Raw genomic sequence first — 18,416 nt, 5'->3', positions numbered from 1 at the left:
CGGTTGAATAGCCGGCTTCGATGAGGCATCTCTGAAATAGAGGGGGCAAAGCGATCGGAATCGCCGACCGCTTTCCCGCAATGACAGCGAAGGCAACGGGCCCGCAACGCATGGCAGTCAGGCAATGAACTGGAGACGCTATTTCTGGCCGGTCGTCGGCATCGGGGCGGTGATTTTCTCGCTCCTGCTGCTCTGGCACGAATTGCGCGGCATTTCGCTGGACGATGTCTGGGACGGTATTGCGGCGATCCCGGCACGCGGCTGGATCCTCGCGGGGCTGAGCTCGGTTGTCGCCTATGCCTCGCTCGCCGGCTACGACCACATCGCGCTCCTGCATATCGGCAAACGCGTGTCGTGGCTGTTCGTGACGCTGTGCTCCTTCACCACCTACGCGCTGTCGCATAATATCGGCGGCTCGGTGTTTTCGGGCGCCGTCATCCGTTATCGCGCCTATGGCACGAGGGGATTGAGCGGACAGGACGTCGGCGTGCTGGTGGCGATCTGCTGGATTACCTTCGTGCTGTCGACGGTACTTGCCTCCGGCCTCGTTCTGGTGCTCGAACCGCAGATCATCGACCGCTTCTCCGGCATAGCCCATCACGGCCTGTCGCGGGCTGCGGGCATCGTCATGCTTGCCGTCGTCGCCGCCTATATCTTCGGCAGCTGGCTGCATCTGCGGCCGCTGAAGATCGGCAGCTTTCAGATTCACTATCCGGCCCTGCCGATCGTGGCGCGACAATTGCTGATCGGCCCGATCGAACTCCTGGCGGCAGCCGCGATCATCTTCTTTGCCCTCCCCGGGACCCATAACCCCGGCTATTTCGTGGTGCTCGGCGTGTTCCTCGTCTCCTTCTCGATCGCGCAGATCTCGCACGCGCCGGGTGGGCTGGGCGTGTTCGAGGTGGTGTTCCTGGCCGGGCTCTCCGACATGGACCCCGTGGGCGTGCTGGCGGCCCTGCTGGTATTCCGGCTGTTTTATCTCATCGTCCCGCTGTTTCTGGGCCTGGGCATCGTGCTCTATTTCGAGCGCTCGCAGTTCGGGCGGACAGGCAATTGAAAAGCCGCGCCGAAACATCACAATTGAAACACCGGCAGGCTTGACTATTTTCTGCTGGCGGCTACAAGGCAGCGCTCACAGCGGTTCGCCCGCTCGGCCCGCGCGGTTCATGACCTCGCCTGCTGGGGAATAGGTTAACGGTAGACCCACGGACTCTGACTCCGTTAGTCCTGGTTCGAATCCAGGTTCCCCAGCCAGCTTCACTCGGGTCCGTTCCGGACACATAGGTTACGGTTTATACCGGAGACATGGGTAACACTTTTGGCCCGAAGGGGTTTTGGAGTGGTTCGAGCCTGCATGTCTCATCATCGAAATATCCCAAATCGTAGTCCATGAAGCTAGCCAGCCAGATATGGTCCTCGACCTGTTTGATGCCGACGATCTGGCCGGCAAAGACAAGGCTGAGGTTGATCTTCTTTCTGTTATAGCAGATGCGGCCGCAGGTGGTGACGGTGACGGCCTTGTCGTGAAACGGATAGTCGAGGTCTGGTAGGCCGGCATAGGGACGCGTTGAGGGCGCGTAGCGCTCCGCCGGGTAGTCCATGTCGAGCGCCTGGTGCGGGCGTTCTGAGTTGAACTCATCGATGAAGTCATCGAACCTGGCCTGCTGTTGAAGGAAATTGGCACCAGCCGGTTTGGTGGTTTCCTTCTTCAGGGTGAGGTGCATGCGCTCATGACGCCCGTTCTGCTGCGGGCAGCCCGGCTTGATGCGCTCGATGTCGATGCCCAGGCGCAGCCACCAGACCGACAGCTTGCTGAGGTTGAACAGCGCATTGGGGCTGGCGAAGGGAACGCCATTGTCGGTCCTGATCGCGCTGGGGAGGCCGAACTCTTTGAAAACGCTTTCGAACACGGTGAAGGCATAGGCTTCCTTGGTGGTCGAGAGCGCCTCGCAGGCGATGAGATAGCGGCTGGCAAAGTCGGTGATCGTCAACGGATAGCAATAGCGCCGATCGGCGAGCATGAACTCGCCCTTGTAGTCGGCACACCACAGATCGTTGGGGCGACAGCCGTTTGAAAGCGATGTCCCCGTCGCCCGGTTTCGCCTGCGCTTGCGGTGCTCGACCAGGCCGTGGCGATCGAGCACGGCGTGCACCGTCGAGATCGCCGGCCGGTGCACATCCGGATACAGCCGGGCCAGCCGCTCGCGTATCTTCGGCGTGCCCCATGTCGGCTTGTCTTGCTTGAGGCGCACAATCAGCTTCTCGATTTGAAACGGAAGCTGATTGGCGTGGCGATAGGGCCGACGCGATCGATCCGTCAGCCCCTCCAGGCCGCTACCGTTGTAGCGCGCGAGGATCTTGTAGCCGGTCTTGCGCGAGATATCGAACTCTCGGCAAAGCACGGCCATCTTCTCACCGTCCAGCAGCCGGGCGACGAACTTCAGCCGCTCTTCCATGACGTTACACTCCTTCCAAGGCACCTTGCTCTCCTTGCAAAGGGCCGAAAGTGTAACCCATCTATCCGGAATGAACTGTCACCCATCTCTCGGGAAGGGCATCCCACCGTCCGCACCAGACCAACCAGCCTGATCCGCCGTCTCGCGATCGAACAGGCAGCCCGATCATCACGGGTTGAAATATCGGGGCGGCCTCTTACCTCGGTGAAGGGCGGGCGAACAATCCAGCAGATCGGAGAGCGGTTTTGGCGTCTCGCGGGATTCGACTACCGGCTATCCTGTTTCTTCTCACCGGCACGGGCGCGCTCTGGTCCTGCGTCGTTCCCGACGATACGTCCAAGCTTGCGAAAGAGGATCCCACAACGGCTGCCGCCCAAAAGGAAATGGTCGGCCTCAGCGAAGCGGATCTGCGAATGTGTGCGGGATTCCCCACCGCCACCGCCGACGAAGGAGCATCGGGGCAAATCTGGAGCTACGAGCGCGCGGTGCAGCGGGGCAATGTCAATGTCGTGCTTCCTACCTTCGCGGTAGGCCCCATCCCTTCCGTCGGCGGGTCGTTGAATGTCGCTCCGGGAGGTTATTGCAACACACAGGTTCGCATCGTCGATGGCCGTGTGGCTGAGGTCGCCTATGCGGGCGATAACAACCTTCCAAACCGCCGCGATGGGCTGTGTGTCAGCGCCGTCGACGCATGCGTCGTCTATGCCCGCAAACAAAGCAAGGCCAGGCCTGGCAGTTAATGGCGTTCGACACCGGTGCGTGTGAGCCCGGCGTTGCCATAGGCGCTGCACGGGCTGGTGGAATGCCTGACACGGCGCGGCGAAGCGAGGCGTTGCCGGCGCTGCAAGCAAGGTTGGCCAAGACGGATGTACCAATCAGCTCGTCATGCCTGTGCAGGACGAGCGTGCAGCCGGCGCCGAGTTCTTGCCGTTAAGTCTATCATCACATGCATCCGCGCGACCGCCGGACGTCCCGATCCGTATTCCTCATACTGGCGGTCGGTGATCGCGGCTCAAATGCAGGGGGGAATGGAACCAGATCGGCCCTGCAACGTCATAGAAGCAGGTGCTCATGCAGGAGTGTGACGTCGATGACCAGGCTCCTTCTCGTCGCGGCTGTCGTGCTCGCCATGGCATGTGACGTATCGGCGGCGGCAAAGCTGGACGTCGCAGCCGTCAACAACGTGCAATTCGACGACAGCGAAGCAAAAGGCGTCAGTGCGACCGTGCTGAAGGCACAGATCCTTCTGGATCGCGCGCGCTTCTCGCCGGGCCTGATCGACGGCCGCGCAGCAGAGAACTTCGCCAAGGCGGTCCGGGCGTTTCAGGCGGCCAACGGGCTGCCCGCCGATGGTAAGCTCACCCGCCAGACCTGGGACAAGCTGGTCGCGACCTCCCCGAGCCCGGCGCTCGAGACGTACGAGCTGACGCGCAAGGATGTGCGCGGACCGTTTACCAGGCGAATTCCGGCGCGCATGGAGAAAATGGCCCGCTTGCGCAGGCTCGGCTACCACAACGCGGCGGAAAAAATAGCGGAGCGCTTCCACGTCAGCCAACAGTTGCTTCAACGGCTCAACCCTGGCGTCGGCTTCAGGAAGGCCGGGCAAAAGGTGCTGGTGCCTGCCGTCACCCGAGGCGATCCGCCCGCGGGTGTTGCTGAGGTCGAGGTCGACAAGGGCGCGCGCCAGCTTCGCCTGCTCGACCCGTCCGGCAAAGTGCTTGCGGTGTACCCCGCCTCGATCGGCAGCCAGGAGAAGCCGGCGCCGAGCGGCCAGGCAGAGGTCAAACGCGTGGTGCACAACCCGACCTATCACTACGATCCCGACTTCGCCTTCAAGGGGGTCAGGACCAAGCGCCCCTTCACGATCGCCGCCGGGCCAAACAATCCGGTGGGATCGGTGTGGATTGATTTGTCCATCGAAAGTTACGGCATTCACGGGACTCCGGACCCGAGCAAGATCGGGAAAACCTTCTCGCATGGCTGCATCAGGCTGACCAATTGGGACGCCGAAGATCTCGCCTCCGAAGTGCACGAGGGCACGAAGGTCATCTTCACCGGCGAAGCGGTGGGATCGATCGACCAGGGATCGCCGTAGAGGCAACCGGGGGACTCACTTTCACTTGGCTGCTGCCATTGAGGCGCTGCCGGCCTTGGCCGTTAGCCGGCCGGCGCCTCAGTTTACTGCGAAGTTACCCCAGCCACTTCTCATAGTCGGACACCAGCAGGTGCAGCGGGGCGACGTCCTCGTCGATGTTGGAGAAGCGACCGATCGGCTCGCGAAATACATTGTCGGTGAGATCGTCATTGACGGTCGACACCTCGCCGATCAGTACGTCCTTGCCTTCGGCCCAGAAGGCATGCCAGACGCCGGGCAGCAGCGTGACGCTCTGGCCCGGATCAAGCTTCAGCAGCCCGCCCGCCGGCAACCGGTGGATGGTGCCGTCGACAGGCACCGACACCTCGGCCTTGGGATCGATGCCGCCGTCGCGATCGTGCATGAACAGTTCCAGCACCAGCTTGCCGCCGCCACGGTTGATGATGTCCTCGGCTTTGATGTTGTGGCGGTGCATCGGCGACAACTGGTCCTTGCGCGAGATCATGATCTTCTCGGCATAGAGCATGCCCATGCCCTTCTTCATATCCTCGTAGCGGCCGTTGCGCACTGTGAACAGGAACAGGCCGAGCTCCTTGAATTTTTCCTGGCCGTAATCGGTGATGTCCCAGCCGAGCCGCGAGGTGAAGATGGCCGAAGAATCGATCTGGCGCGCCTTCATCTCTTCCGGCGACCAGTAGGCGAAGGGCGGCATGATGTAGCCGAACGATCGGATGAAAGCGTCGGCTTCGCGGATGATGTCGTTGATGGCGGAGCGTTTCATGATCGTGGTCCTCGTGTCGACTTTTCCGATAAGTCGCATAGCCCAACGCCGATGCGGTGTCGATCCGTATTGCCCGCCCCGGCTTGCGGCGTGGCCGCATGGAACCACGGGTCCGCTCGGCTGGCCGCGTGACATAAGGCGGTTTCAAGGCCATAACCGCTGCGGATTCCACAGGGTGACAGATGATGCCGACCATTCACGACCTCGATACGCCATCGATCCTGATCGACGCAGCGCGCGCCGAAGCCAATATTGCCCGCGCGCAAGCGCATGCCGACCGCCACGGGTTGAAGCTCAGGCCGCACATCAAGACGCATAAGCTGCCCTATTGGGCGAAGAAGCAGGTGGCGGCGGGCGCGGTCGGCATCACCTGCCAGAAGATCGGGGAGGCCGAGGTGATGGCCGATGCCGGGCTGACCGACATTTTTCTCCCCTACAACATTCTTGGCCGCGCCAAGCTGGAGCGGCTGAAGGCGCTGCACATGCGCGTAACCCTGTCGGTGACGGCGGACAGCGTGGAGACGATCGACGGGCTGGCCGCCACCTTCACCGATGCCGGCAATCCCCTGCCGGTCCTGGTCGAATGCGACACCGGCATGGGGCGTTGCGGCGTGCAGACGGCTGGTGAAGCGGTTGGGCTGGCAAGACAGATCGACACGGCCAAGGGCCTCGTCTTCGGCGGGCTGATGACCTATCCGGCCGCGGGCCGTGCGGCGGAGGCCGAGGCCTGGCTCGCCGGCGCCAGGCAGGCGCTGGCCGCCTGCGGTCTCGCCTGCGCGCGCATCTCCAGCGGCGGCACGCCCGACATGTGGCGCTCGGGCGAAGACAGCGTCGTCACGGAATACCGCCCCGGCACCTACATCTATCTCGACCGCTACCAGGTCGCCAAGGGCGTCGGCAGCCTCGACGATTGCGCGCTGAGCGTGCTGTCGACCGTGGTCAGCCATCCGACGCGGACGCGTGCCATCCTCGACGCCGGCAGCAAGGCGCTGTCGAGCGATACGCTGGGGCTCGCCGATTTCGGCGAGTTGCTCGGCGTTGCGGGAGCGCGGGTGACGGGCCTGAGCGAGGAACACGGCACGGTCACGCTCTCAGGCGATGGCAAGCTTCGCATCGGCGAGCGCGTGCGCGTGGTGCCCGACCATTGCTGCGTCGTCACCAACCTGTTCAATGAGGTCAATTTGATCGACGGCGAGACGGTGCTGGAAACCCTGCCGGTGGCCGCACGTGGGCGGATGGGATGACTTCTTTGGCCAGGCGCGGGTGATTCAAGCCGGCTGACGCTCAGCCTGCCGGGCCGCGACCCTGCGCATCGCAATCACCCGCCGCCGGTGGATTTCGGTACGCATCGCCATCAGGTGCAGCGCGAAGAACAGCACCGTGAAGCCGATGGCCATCACCAGCAGCGGCCATAGCATCGAGGGGTCGATGGTCGATCCGCCCATGCGGAACACCGAGGCCGGCTGATGCAGCGTGTTCCACCAATCGACCGAGAATTTTATGATCGGGATGTTGATGAAGCCGACCAGCGTGATGATGGCGGCGGCCCAGGCGGCGCGGCCGGCATCATCGAGCGCGCGGGTCAGCGCGATGATGCCGAGATACATCAGGAACAGCACGAAAACCGAAGTCAGCCGCGCGTCCCACACCCACCAGGTGCCCCACATCGGCTTGCCCCAGATCGAACCGGTGACCAGCGCCAGCGCGGTGAAGACGGCACCTATGGGGGCCGCCGATTTCAGTGCGACATCGGCCAGCGGATGGCGCCAGACCAATGTGCCGAGCGCCGAGAGCGCCATCAGCATGTAGCACATCATGGCCAACCAGGCGAAAGGCACATGGATGTACATGATGCGGACGGTGATACCTTGCTGGAAGTCCTCGGGCGCGGTGAAGCTCATATAGAGGCCGGCGGCAAGGGTCAGCGCCGCAATCGTCGCGAGCCACGGCACCACCCGGTCGGCAAGCGCCACGAACCGTGTCGGGTTGGCAAGATCGGTCCAGCCGCTCAGGCGTGAAGTGCTGTCGCTCATGCCGCTTTAAATAGCCCGGCTATGCGTCTGGGGCAATCGAGGGAGTGTCGCAGGCCTTGTCACCTCCCCTTGGGGGGGTTGCTGCGAAGCAGCGGGGTGAGGACGGCGGCGCTCCCCGACCGGACCTTCGGTCCGACCTCCCACGGGGGGAGGTAAAAGAACCCGCTCAGGCGGCCTCGCCCTGTATCGAGCGGCTGAGGCGGCGGACCTCTTCGTCGTTGAGCAGGCCGCCGGCGCGCAGCAGGCTGGCGAAACGGCCGTTGCGCAGCGACAGCTCGGCGAAGCCACCCATTTCGACCACCCTGCCCTTGTCCATGAACACGACCAGATCGGCGTCGCGGACGGTAGTCAGGCGGTGGGCGATGATGAAGGTGGTGCGGTCGCGGCGCAATTCGTCGATCGCTTCCTTGACGCGGTCTTCTGTCTCGACGTCGAGGGCGCTGGTCGCCTCATCCAGCACCAGGATCGGAGCATCCTTCAACACGGCGCGGGCAATGGCGATGCGCTGGCGCTCGCCGCCAGACAACTGGCCGCCGCGTTCGCCGACTACCGTGTCGTAGCCATTGCTCTTGGCCAGGATGAAGTCCTGTGCGGCAGCCGCGTTGGCGGCGGCATGGATCTCGTCGTTGGTCGCATCGGAGCGGCCGACGCGGATGTTTTCCTCGATCGAGCGGTTGAGCAGGCCCGCATCCTGGAACACGGTGGCGATCGAATGGCGCAGCGACTTGCGAGTCACGGTGCGGGTGTCGATGCCGTCGATCAGGATACGGCCGGTGGACGGCGAGAAGACGCGCTGCAACAGATTGATGAGCGTGGTCTTGCCGGCGCCGGTCGGCCCAACGATGGCTACGGTCTGGCCCGCCTGGACCTCGAAGGAGACGTCGTGGATGCCCTGCCCCGAATTGGCGAATTCGAAGCCGACATTCTCGAAGCGGACATGGCCGGTGACGTTAGTGAGATCGCGCAGCCCGTCCGGTTCGGCGGCGTCGGCCGCCGAGTCCTCGAGATGGTAGAAATCCTCGAGCTTGGCGCGGGCCTCCGAAATCTGGTTGGCGAATGCCGACATCTGGTCGAGACGTGCGATCAGCAGCGTTGCAAAACCGGTGAAGGCGATGACGTCGCCGATGCGCAGCTGGCCGTGGGTGACCAGATAGGCGCCGATCAAAAGCACCACCATCATCGAAATCGTCGACGACAGGCGATGCAGCGCATTGGCCATGGCCCACCAGTCGAGCACAGGGTTCTGCGCATCGAGCAGGTTCTTGACGTAGCGGCGCAGCGTATCGGCCTCATGGCCGAGGCGGTTGTAGCTCTGCAAAACGGCGACGTTGCTGACCGAGTCCGTCACATGGGCGAATACGGTGTGATAGTGGCGCTCCACGGCGGCCTGGCCTGCCTTGGTCCGCTTCATCACCAGCCGGCCGATGCCGACATAGAGCACGCCGAGAGCCAGCAGCACCATCGACATGCGCACGTCCATGCTGAGCGCGGTCGGGATCAGCAGGAACAACGCGACGGCCGTGGACAGATGCTGGCGCATGAATTCGAGCCAGAGACTAAACAAGGTCTCCACGGCACGCAGCAGCGTGTGCAGGGAATTGGACGTGCCGCGCTGATGATGCCAGGCGAGCGGCATGGTGATGACGCGCTCGAAGGAGTCGCAGAGCACTTCGCTGCGCCGGGCGTGGGCGAAGCGGTCGGCGCCGCGCGCCACAAGAACGAACGCGATGATGTTGAAGGCGCCGAGGCCGGCCCAGAGGGCGAGCGTCGAAAAGACGGAGCCGTGTGCGGAAATCGCGTCGATCACGCGACCGAACATGATCGGCTCCAGGATGGCGATGATGGCCAGCGCGACATTGGCTGAGCAGATCAGCGCCACGCGTTTCCTGTCAGCTGCCAAATAACCGAGCGCTCGCCAGTAGATTTGCAGAAGGGACACTTCAGCTACTCCGCCAAAACATTTATTGTGCACCGCACCATTTCTTGACACGTATCGGTTAACGCGTCGCAAAACAATGCCCGTCTATCCCTTCCGTTCCCGTTTAGCGAACAAAAGATGACGACGATGCGAAATCTCACGTGATCACCTAACGGGTTGAGATAAAAGGTGAAATGTCAGCCTTGCGGCAAAATCATGGCAGCCGCTGAGCGCTGCCACATTTTTAATCACGGCGATCTTGCCCGGCATGGCCCGACCGGATCCGCCGGCTGCCCAAGCGGAGATCTGCAAATAGACAAAAGACTATCCCGCGCATTCCGGAGGATGCGCGGGACAGGGTTGAAGCTGTTGATTTTATGACGGTATCTTCACGACAACTTCGACCTTGCTACCAGCCTTCGGTTGGAAAGACGCGGATTTCGTCTTCGAACCATCAACTTCAAGCGAGATCGACTTGGTCTTTTTGTCGCGGACGACACGCACCGTGACTTCGGCCCCCAGCATTTTGAGCGTGGCGGCGTAGCCATCCCAATGGCTGGGCAGTTTCGGCCTAAACGTGATCTGCTTTCCACGCCGCTCGATGCCGAGAATGCCTTCGACCGCCGCCCGGTACAGCCAGCCCGCCGAGCCCGTGTACCACGTCCAGCCACCGCGGCCGCCCTTGTTGTCGCTGGCATTGCCGTCGCCGGCGTAGATATCGGCCGCAACCACGTAGGGCTCGACGCGGTAGCGCTCTGCCGAGGCCTCGTCCAATGCGTGGTTGACCGGGTTCAGCATCGAGAAGCAGCGATAGGCTTCGTCGTTCAGCCCCATTTCGGCCAGCGCGATGACGAACCAGGTGGCGGCATGAGTATACTGGCCGCCATTCTCGCGAACGCCCGGCGGGTAGCTCTTGATGTATCCCGGGTCCTTCTTCGTCTTCGAAAAGGGCGGCGTGAACAGCTTGAGGATCTTGAGTTCGTCGTCGACGAGCAGCTTGGTCGCCTGCTGCATCGCCGTCGTCGAACGCGCCGGATCGCCCTCGCCCGAGAGCACGCTCCAGGACTGGGCGATGGAGTCGATCCTGCACTCCTGGGATGAGCGCGAACCGAGCGGCGTGCCATCGTCAAAACTGCCGCGCCGATACCATTCGCCGTCCCACGCCGTGCTCTCCAGCGCGCGTTTCAGCGCGTCGGCATGCTTTGCCCAGGCCTGCGCGTGCTTGGCATCACCCTCGGTCTTGGCCACGGCGGCGAAGTCGCCCAGCGTCCGCAGCAGGAACCATCCGAGCCAGACGCTCTCGCCCTTGCCTTGCTCGCCGACGCGGTTCATGCCGTCGTTCCAGTCGCCGCCGAGGATCAGCGGCAGCCCGGCGGGACTGCTGCGCGTAATGGCAAGATCGAGCGCACGCGCGCAATGCTCGTAGAGGGACGCCGTCTTTTTCGAAATTTCGGGCGTGAAGAAAGCATCGTGCTCGCCCTCGCCGAGCGGCTGTCCATCGATGAAGGGCAGCTGCTCCTTCAGGATGGTGGCGTCACCCGTCACCAGCAGGTAGCGCGCGGTGGCATGGGCGAGCCAGACTACGTCGTCGGAGATCAGCGTACGCACGCCCGCCCCGGTGCGCGGCAGCCACCAATGCTGCACGTCGCCTTCAGGGAACTGCCGACGCGCCGCGTTGAGGATCTGGTCTCGCGCCAGTTTGGGATCGTGCGCCAGCAGAGCCAGCGTGTCCTGCAACTGGTCGCGGAAGCCGAAGGCGCCGCTGGCCTGATAGAAGGCAGAGCGGGCGCGGATGCGGCAGGCGAGGCTTTGGTAGGGCAGCCAGTGGTTGACCATGGCGTCGAGCGCCTTGTCCGGCGTTTCGACCTGGATGGTGTCGAGGAAGCCGCGCCACTCGCGCTCGTTGTCGGCCAGACGCTGGTCGAAATCCCTACCCCGATGCTTGCGCACCAGGGCGCTCGCTTCCGCGGCCGAGCCAGCGTCCCCGAGCAGCCAGAACAGCGTGACGTCGCCGCCGGCCGGAACATCGATGTCGCGGGCGATTGCAGCGCAGGGATCGTCGCCGGCCTCCACGCGGCCTGACAGTCCCGCGCCGCTCAGCACCGCCTGCGGAAACTCGCTGGTGCCGTGCCGGCCCAGGAATTCAGTCCGGTCTGCTGTCACCGAATGCACGCCGTCATCGGCGGCGAGGAAGGCGACGCGCTCCCCGAAATCGAGCCCGTAGGGGTTCTGTGCCAGCAAGGCGCCGGTGGCGGCATCGCGCGACGGAACGATGGTCGCCGCCGTGCGCGAGCGATGTCCGCCCAGCACCCATTCGGCATAGGCATAGACGCGCAGCCTGGCCGGCGTCGGGCCGGCATTCTGGATGCGCAGGCGGGAAATCTTCACCGGGTCGACCGGGTCGACGACATGGGTGAGGTCCATCGACAATGAGCCGCGCTTCGACCGGAAGGTGGAGAACCCTTGGCCGTGCCACGTCTCGTAAGTCATCGACGGATCGCGCACCACGGCGGCGAGCGGCGAGAATGCCCGGCCACTGGCGTGATCATAGATATAGATGCCCTCACCGGGCCGGTTCGAAACCGGATCGTTCGACCACGGCGTCAGCTGGTAGTCGCGGCTGTTGCGGCTCCAGGTGAAGGCAGCGCCTTCGGCGGAGACGTGGAAGCCGAACGAGGCGTTGGAAATAACATTGATCCAGGGCTGGGGCGTGGTGCTGCGGCCGGCCAGGCGCACGACATAATGCCGCCCGTCGCCCTCGAAACCACCGAACCCGTTCCATTGGCTGAGCCCGTGCCCGTCCGCCGCCAGGGCCTGCGAGCCAAAGGAATGTGTCATAGACGCCAATTCAGGCAATGCCGCCGGCTGCTGGGCATCGCGCGCCTGCAAGGCCGCCACTTCGGCCCGCTCGATCTGATCGAAGATGGTGCCGTTGCGCGTGTGCAGAACCACGCGGGCAACCGCAAGCAGCGTCTTGTAGGTGGTCTCGTCCATCAGGTCGCGGCGCACGGCGAATATGTGCTGGCGCGGTCCGAGCTCCTTGCCGCGCAAACGGCTGTTCTCGCATAGGGATTCGACCGCCCGCTGCAGGTCCTGCACATAGGAGGAGGCCTGTTCGTTGACGACGACGAAATCGATCATCATGCCACGGGTGCGCATGTATTCCTGGAAACGCAGTGCCTGCGCGACGATTTCGAGATCGGCGACGTCGCCGATCCTGACCAGGAAGATCGGGAAATCGCCCGAGATGCTGGTCGGCCACAGGCTCGACTGCTTGCCCAGTCCCGAAGCGATGGATTCTGCCGGCAGGCGCAGGAATGGATCCGGATAGATCAGGTAGCGCGCCAGCTTCTGTACGTTGGCGGCGTCGGCCAGGCTGAGGCCGAGATGCCGGGTCTGCACCTGGCTGCGCGTCCAGGCGAGCATGGCCTGGCGGGCAAAGCTCTCCGGGTGGTCGAGCCGGGCAATGGCCTCCTCCAGCTCCGCGCGGTTGGAACCGACGACGGTCCAGAAGGTCAGCGATATCTTCTTGTTGGCGGGCACGCGCACCTGGCGGCGCAGCGAAGCGACCGGATCGAGGGTAAAGCCGGAATGGCCGCCAAGCCGGGCGCCCGGATCGAAAGCCGCAGCGTCGACGATGGTGCGGCCACGGCCGATAAAGGCGCGCCTGTCGGTCTCGGCTTCGGCGTCGCGCGCCGGACCGGACGGGTCGGTGACGAAATGCACCATCGTCACGTCTGGCTCGCTGGTCTCGCGCTTGCGCCGCGTGGCGAAGATCGCCCCATTGTTGGGGGCAATTTCGGTCTCCACGAACATTTTCGAGAAGGCGGGATGGGCATTGTCGGATACCTCCAGGCCCAGCACCAGCTCGGCGAAGGAGGTCACTTCGATGTGACGGTCGGTCGGTCCCTCGTTGAACAGCGTCACGCGGCGGCCTTCGCCATTGCCTTCCGAGATGACGATGCATTCGACCTCGGAGCGCAGCGTGCCGACCAGTTTGACGAAGCTCGCCTTGTCGTCGGAGAACAGCGTCTGGGTGCGCTCCTCGGCCGCGCGCTTCGGCTCCGCCGTCGCCGACCACCAGTCGCCGCTGCCTGCGTCGCGCAAGAAGATGTAGGAGCCAAGCCGGTCCTCGGTCGGATCCGGCTGCCAGCGCGTGACGGACAGGTCGCCCCACCGGCTGTAGCCGGAGCCTGTCGCGGTGACCATCACCGAATAGCGGCCGTTCGACATCACGTTGGTCGAACGCAGCGCCCGCACAGGATCGAGCACGATGCGGGTGTCGGGACTCTCGGTTTCGGTCTCGTCCTTCGCCCGTTCGTCCGCCTCGGTCCTGACGGTCGCGGTCGGGATGTCGCGCGGCGCCCTCTCCTGGAGCAGAAGTTCGGCCGACTCGATGACCGGATCGCTGTGGAAACGGTCGCGCAGGCGACCCTCGAAAATGGCGTCGGCGACCGCCGCGATCGACATGCCGGAATGGTGGGCCATGTAGTTCTGTACGACGACGTGATCGGTGCCTTCCGGCACGCGCTGCGGCGTGAAATCGACGGCGTCGTAGTAACCATGGCGGCCAAGCGCGCCGAGTTCCCGCAGGCGCGCGAGGTTCTGCACCGCTTCACGCGGGTTGAACTGCGCGGCCAGCACGGTGGCGTAAGGCGCGATCACGGTGTTCTGGCCAAGACCGCGCTTCAGCCCGAGACCGGGCACGCCGAAATTGGTGTACTGGTAGGTCAGCTCGCGGTCGCGGGCATTGTAGGCCGCTTCCGAAATGCCCCAGGGCACATTCTTCTGACGGCCATACTGGATCTGGCGCTTGATGATCAGCTTGCTGGTCTGGTTGAGAATCGAACCTTGCGGTTCCTTCATCACCAGCGGCGGCATCAGATACTCGAACATCGAGCCGGACCAGGACATCAGCGCGCCCTGGAAGCCGATCTCGACGATCGGCCGGCCAAGCCGGAACCAGTGCTCAGTCGGCAGGTCGCCCTTTGCGATGGCGAACAGGCTGGTCAGCCGCGCCTCGGAGGCCAGAAGATCGTAGCAGCTCTCGTCGAGCTGGTGCTCCTCGACCCGGTAGCCGATCGACAGCAGCTTGCGCTCCGGCCGCATCAGGAACGAGAACTCCATCTCGAAGGCGAAGCGGCGCGTGCGCTCGCGCAGGGTGAGCAGCTTGGCCCGCAGCGCCTCGACCGCGTTGTCGTCGCTGTGGGCGTCGTGGACATGCGCCTCGCAGGTCGCTTCGAGCCTGGCCGCCCAGTCGACGATGACATCGCTCTGTGGCGATGCCGCCTCGGTGTGGATGGCGGTGGCGAGCTTGCGGATCTCGCCGGCCAGCACAGCCAAATTGATGGTGCGGATCGAGGCCATTTCCGGCTGCGCCTTGATGGTGTCGACGGCGCGCCGCATGCCGTCGAGGCGGTCGGCAAGGCGCTGGCGCAGCGGCCGCAGCTGACGGCGGTCGTCGGGCAGCTCATCCAGGCTCTCGCCGAGGATGGTCACTGTGTCGAGGATGCCCTCGAAATCGCCCTGGAGATGAACGGACGGCGCCTCGGCCCATTCGGCGCAGGCCGCCGCCACCGCCACCAGATGGCCGGCGAGATTGCCGCTGTCGACAGCCGAGATGTAGAGCGGATAGAGCGGCTTCAGTGTGGTGGTGTCGTACCAGTTGAAGAGATGGCCGCGGTTGCGCGGCATGCTCTCGATGGTCGTCATGGTGGCATCGATGCGGGTGATGGCGTCGGACAGGCTGATCCAGCCGAAATCGCGAGCCGAGACGACCGACAGGAGATAGACGCCGATATTGGTCGGGGAGGTGCGCGGCGCGACCACCGGCGCCGGGCTCTCCTGGAAATTGTCCGGCGGCAGGTGATGATGCTCCGCCGTGACGAAGGTTTCGAAATAGTGCCAGGTGCGGCGCGCCACGGTGCGCAGCGCATGGATGTCGGCCTGCGAGATGCGCAGCCGGTCCTCGGTCTCGGCCGAGCGGCTGATCCAGCTTGCGATCGCCGGGGAGCCGATCCAGAACAGAGCGAAGAAAAAGGCGACGAAGGCGCCGGTGGAATCGGCCAGCACCGGAATGGCGAGGCCGACGAAGCCGACGATCACGGCGCCGTACATCATGCCGTAGTAGGAGCCGACATCGTTGTCGCCGGCCTTGTGCGCCTGCGAGGCGGTGCGCCATTCCAGCAGGTTCTGCCGGGAGACGAACAGCCGGTAGAGCGTGCGCACGATGGCGTCGCCCATCATCCAGGCGTTATGCGCCATCAGCACGATCTTCAATGCCACCATGGCGGTGCCGAAGGCCACGTCGCGCGCCAGCGCGGAGAAATGGCCGCGCGGCGTCTGGTCACCGCTCTTGGGCAGTATGGCGTTGACGACGTCGAAAGTGGGCGCCATGAACAGGCTGAGGATCAGCAATGCCTGCCATTGTGCTGCCTGCGTGAAGGGCAGCAGCGTCCAGCCGGCGATCGCCGCCATCACCCAGAAGATCGGCGTCAGCGAGCGGCGCAGATTGTCGACCATCTTCCAACGCGACAGCGCCGGCACGCCGGAGCGCGGATCGAGGATGAAGCCCAGGAGCTGCCAGTCGCCGCGTGCCCAGCGGTGGTGGCGCGAGGCATCGACCGAGTAGCGGGTCGGGTAATCCTCGACCAGTTCGACGTCGGTGACGAGCGCCGAACGCGCCAGCGCGCCTTCGAGCAGATCGTGGCTGAGGATGGTGTTTTCCTCGATGCGGCCCTGTAACGCGGCCTCGAAGGCATCGACGTGGTAGAGGCCCTTGCCGGTGAAGGAGCCGTCGCCGAAGACGTCCTGGTACAGGTCGGACACCGCAAAGACATAAGGATCGAGGCCGCGATTGGCCGAGAAGACCCGTTGGAAGAACGATGCCTCGTCGCCGCTGGTCAGCGAAGCGGTGATACGTGGCTGCAGGATCGTGTAGCCCGAGGTGACGACGCGCCTGGTGGCATCGAAATGCGGTCGGTTGAGCGGGTGGCAAAGCTTGCCGACAAGCGTAGCGACCGCGTCGCGGGTGGTGCGCGTGTCGGCGTCGAGCGTCATTACGTGAACGACTTTTTCCGGCAGCGGCACATCGAGCGGCAGGAAGGTGGTGTCGCTGTCGCCGCGCAGCAGCAGGTCAAGCTCGTGCAGCTTGCCGCGCTTGCGCTCCCAGCCCATCCAGCATCCCTGCGCGGCATTATAGAGCCGGCGCCGGTGCAGGAGATAGAAGCGCGGCGCGCCTTCGGCGGGATAGCGGGCGTTGAGGCGGGCGATCTCGTCACGGGCGAATTCGAGAATCTCGGTGTCGGCTGCGTCGATCTCGGTCTTGCTGTCGGGCCAGTCCGACAGCAGGGCGAAGTGGATCTCGTCCGCCAGATTGGCGAGGTAATGCACCTCGATGTTGCGGATGTTTTCCTCGACATCGTCGCGCGAGCCGATCAGCGACGGCACCACCACCAGCGTGCGTGCCTCGGACGGCACGCCGTGCCTGTAGTCATAGCCGATAAGGCGCGTCGGCTTGAGGAACAGCGAGACAACGGTATTGAAGAAAGCGAGCGCGCCTTCGCTGGCCGGCACGGCAAACAGCGCTAGCATCAAGACGATCGAAGGCACAGACAGGCCGAGATTGGCAAGGGCATTGCCGGAAACCACCAGCAGCAGCACGGTCAGCGCAAAGACCGGCAGGACGATGCCCAGCCATCCGGTCTTGGCAAAGGTGCGCTTGACGGTCTGACTGACGGTCGGTCGGTAGCCGATCGCCTTTTCCAGCTCCAGCCGGCGTGGCCCGACAAGGAAAAAACCGACATCCGTGTGCGCTAAAGGAGCCGCAAGGCCATCTGCGCCGTCGGCGGCGGATGCAATTTCGTTGGTGATCTGGCCGGCCAGTTCGATCGCCTTTTCGGCGACGCGATATTCCGACAGATTCGAGCGGCGGGCCAGCTCTTCGATCGCGGTCCGGTACTGGTCACGCGAGAAGAAATCGAGCGCGGCGAAGTCGGTGCGCTCGCGCAGCACCGTGTCGATACGGCTGACGCCCTCGAACCACACCGTCCAGTCGATATCGTTGATGAGACGCAGGCCGCGTATGATGTTGCCGGTCGTCACATTGCCGCTGGACAGCGTATGATGCTCGGAAATGATGATTTCCTCGGCGTCCGAGCCGGTCTTCTCGAGTTCGCCTTCCAGCCACTCCAGCGCCTTGCCTGCATTCTGCGAGCCGTCGCGCAAGCGGTAGAGCAGTTGCGTGGCAAAGGTGGTGTCCTGGGCGTGCGCGCTGAAATTGGCCAGGATCGCTTGCCGGTCGCGGGTATCGTCGGTCGCCAGCACCTTGTCCGCGACATCATTGGCGATCTGGCGCATCTGCCGGGTGCGGTTGACCCTGACCGCAAGGCGGCGAAGATTTTCGATCAGAACGAAGCGCAACAGCGACGGCAGCGCCCAGAGTTCGCCGATCTTCAGCGGCTCGACCGACTGGAAGCCCTGGACGATGGCCTTGAACATGGTCGCGGAGACGGAACTGTCGGAATGCGCCACATAAGTCCAGGCCAGCGCCAGCGCGCGCGGCACGCCGCCGCCGTCCGGCAGCTTCAGCGTCGGCAGTTGACGATAGAAGCGGCGCGGCAGGTCGCGCTTGACCTGGAAAATGGTTTCCTCGACCAGATAGTTGTTGTCGAGCAGCCATTGCGCCGCGGGCGTGATGGTCTCGCCCCTCGCCTGCGCGGCGTTGGTCGAACGGTAGACCTCGAGGATCTTCTTGGCGCTGTCGCGGATGCGGGCCTGGAAATCGAACGGTGTCAGGCCGAACAGATCCGCGAGATCGCCCTTGGCCAGGCTTTCACCGAGCAGCCGAAGGCGTTCCTCCGGCAGGAAAATGGATCTTATCGGTTCTTCCGTGATGGGCGGGAAGCTCGCGCTAGTCTTTTCGATTTGTGCTGGATTCGTCTGAATATTCATTGAAAATTCCGTAAGCGGGCACTCAGCGGCGTCACCGCCACGGCAATGGCCCTAAAACCGATTCAAATGCAATTGGTTGCATGCCCAGCTTTTGCCGAAAATTGTTTCCGCACCACGACAAGGCATCGTCTTTCGACAGTTTCAAAGACGAACGCCCGTCACTCCCGCCGAGACCGATCGA

General features: G+C 63.9%; 9 protein-coding genes and 1 tRNA gene. 5 read left to right on the top strand and 5 right to left on the bottom strand.

Going from position 1 to position 18,416, the window contains the following annotated elements; all coding sequences use genetic code 11:
• The first annotated feature begins 124 nt into the window (after positions 1-124).
• Positions 125-1,057, top strand: a complete 933-nt coding sequence (locus tag FJ951_RS15080) for a lysylphosphatidylglycerol synthase domain-containing protein (protein ID WP_140515637.1) — start codon at positions 125-127, stop codon at positions 1,055-1,057.
• Between the two features lie 123 nt (positions 1,058-1,180).
• Positions 1,181-1,254 (top strand) — tRNA-Gln (locus FJ951_RS15075).
• A gap of 38 nt (positions 1,255-1,292) precedes the next feature.
• Here FJ951_RS15075 and FJ951_RS15070 read toward each other — a convergent pair.
• On the bottom strand, positions 1,293-2,456 hold the full coding sequence (locus FJ951_RS15070; RefSeq protein WP_140515635.1) for a helix-turn-helix domain-containing protein: 1,164 nt from the start codon (positions 2,454-2,456) through the stop codon (positions 1,293-1,295).
• A gap of 245 nt (positions 2,457-2,701) precedes the next feature.
• Here FJ951_RS15070 and FJ951_RS15065 point away from each other — a divergent pair, with 245 nt between their 5' ends.
• Together FJ951_RS15065 and FJ951_RS15060 are read left to right on the top strand one after the other, a co-directional pair.
• The gene (locus tag FJ951_RS15065; protein WP_246671728.1) at positions 2,702-3,196 is read left to right on the top strand and encodes a hypothetical protein; all 495 of its coding nucleotides are present in this window, start codon (positions 2,702-2,704) and stop codon (positions 3,194-3,196) included.
• A 350-nt stretch (positions 3,197-3,546) separates the two neighbouring features.
• Entirely contained in the window at positions 3,547-4,551 is a 1,005-nt protein-coding gene (locus FJ951_RS15060) for a L,D-transpeptidase (protein ID WP_140515814.1), read from the top strand.
• A 94-nt stretch (positions 4,552-4,645) separates the two neighbouring features.
• On the opposite strand, the gene FJ951_RS15055 is transcribed toward FJ951_RS15060, so the two are convergent.
• The gene (locus tag FJ951_RS15055; protein WP_140515633.1) at positions 4,646-5,332 is read right to left on the bottom strand and encodes a D-lyxose/D-mannose family sugar isomerase; all 687 of its coding nucleotides are present in this window, start codon (positions 5,330-5,332) and stop codon (positions 4,646-4,648) included.
• A 185-nt stretch (positions 5,333-5,517) separates the two neighbouring features.
• On the opposite strand from FJ951_RS15055, the gene FJ951_RS15050 reads away from it, so the two are divergent.
• The gene (locus FJ951_RS15050) at positions 5,518-6,576 is read left to right on the top strand and encodes a D-TA family PLP-dependent enzyme (RefSeq protein WP_181171754.1); all 1,059 of its coding nucleotides are present in this window, start codon (positions 5,518-5,520) and stop codon (positions 6,574-6,576) included.
• 24 nt (positions 6,577-6,600) lie between these two features.
• On the opposite strand, the gene FJ951_RS15045 is transcribed toward FJ951_RS15050, so the two are convergent.
• The 3 genes from FJ951_RS15045 to FJ951_RS15035 form a co-directional block, all read right to left on the bottom strand.
• The gene (locus tag FJ951_RS15045; protein ID WP_140494131.1) at positions 6,601-7,365 is read right to left on the bottom strand and encodes a heme ABC transporter permease; all 765 of its coding nucleotides are present in this window, start codon (positions 7,363-7,365) and stop codon (positions 6,601-6,603) included.
• Positions 7,366-7,531: 166 nt separating this feature from the next.
• Positions 7,532-9,304 carry a glucan ABC transporter ATP-binding protein/ permease gene (locus FJ951_RS15040; protein WP_140515629.1) on the bottom strand — a complete coding sequence of 591 codons (1,773 nt, stop codon included), beginning with the start codon at positions 9,302-9,304 and terminating at the stop codon, positions 7,532-7,534.
• A 354-nt stretch (positions 9,305-9,658) separates the two neighbouring features.
• Complete coding sequence (locus FJ951_RS15035; RefSeq protein WP_140515627.1) at positions 9,659-18,235, bottom strand: glucoamylase family protein; 8,577 nt, start codon at positions 18,233-18,235, stop codon at positions 9,659-9,661.
• Positions 18,236-18,416 lie beyond the last annotated feature (181 nt).

The organism is Mesorhizobium sp. B2-2-3, from assembly GCF_006442405.1.
Lineage (GTDB): Bacteria > Pseudomonadota > Alphaproteobacteria > Rhizobiales > Rhizobiaceae > Mesorhizobium.
Note: the sequence above shows the minus strand (reverse complement) of the source record. Positions and strands in the feature narration are given on the sequence as shown.

Bases quoted from the DNA above. Each gene is read 5' to 3' on its own strand.
- FJ951_RS15045 (WP_140494131.1), bottom strand. From the start codon at position 7,365: ATGAGCGACAGCACTTCACGCCTGAGCGGCTGGACCGATCTTGCCAAC.
- FJ951_RS15080 (WP_140515637.1), top strand. From the start codon at position 125: ATGAACTGGAGACGCTATTTCTGGCCGGTCGTCGGCATCGGGGCGGTG.
- FJ951_RS15070 (WP_140515635.1), bottom strand. From the start codon at position 2,456: ATGGAAGAGCGGCTGAAGTTCGTCGCCCGGCTGCTGGACGGTGAGAAG.
- FJ951_RS15055 (WP_140515633.1), bottom strand. From the start codon at position 5,332: ATGAAACGCTCCGCCATCAACGACATCATCCGCGAAGCCGACGCTTTC.
- FJ951_RS15035 (WP_140515627.1), bottom strand. From the start codon at position 18,235: ATGAATATTCAGACGAATCCAGCACAAATCGAAAAGACTAGCGCGAGC.
- FJ951_RS15050 (WP_181171754.1), top strand. From the start codon at position 5,518: ATGCCGACCATTCACGACCTCGATACGCCATCGATCCTGATCGACGCA.
- FJ951_RS15060 (WP_140515814.1), top strand. From the start codon at position 3,547: ATGACCAGGCTCCTTCTCGTCGCGGCTGTCGTGCTCGCCATGGCATGT.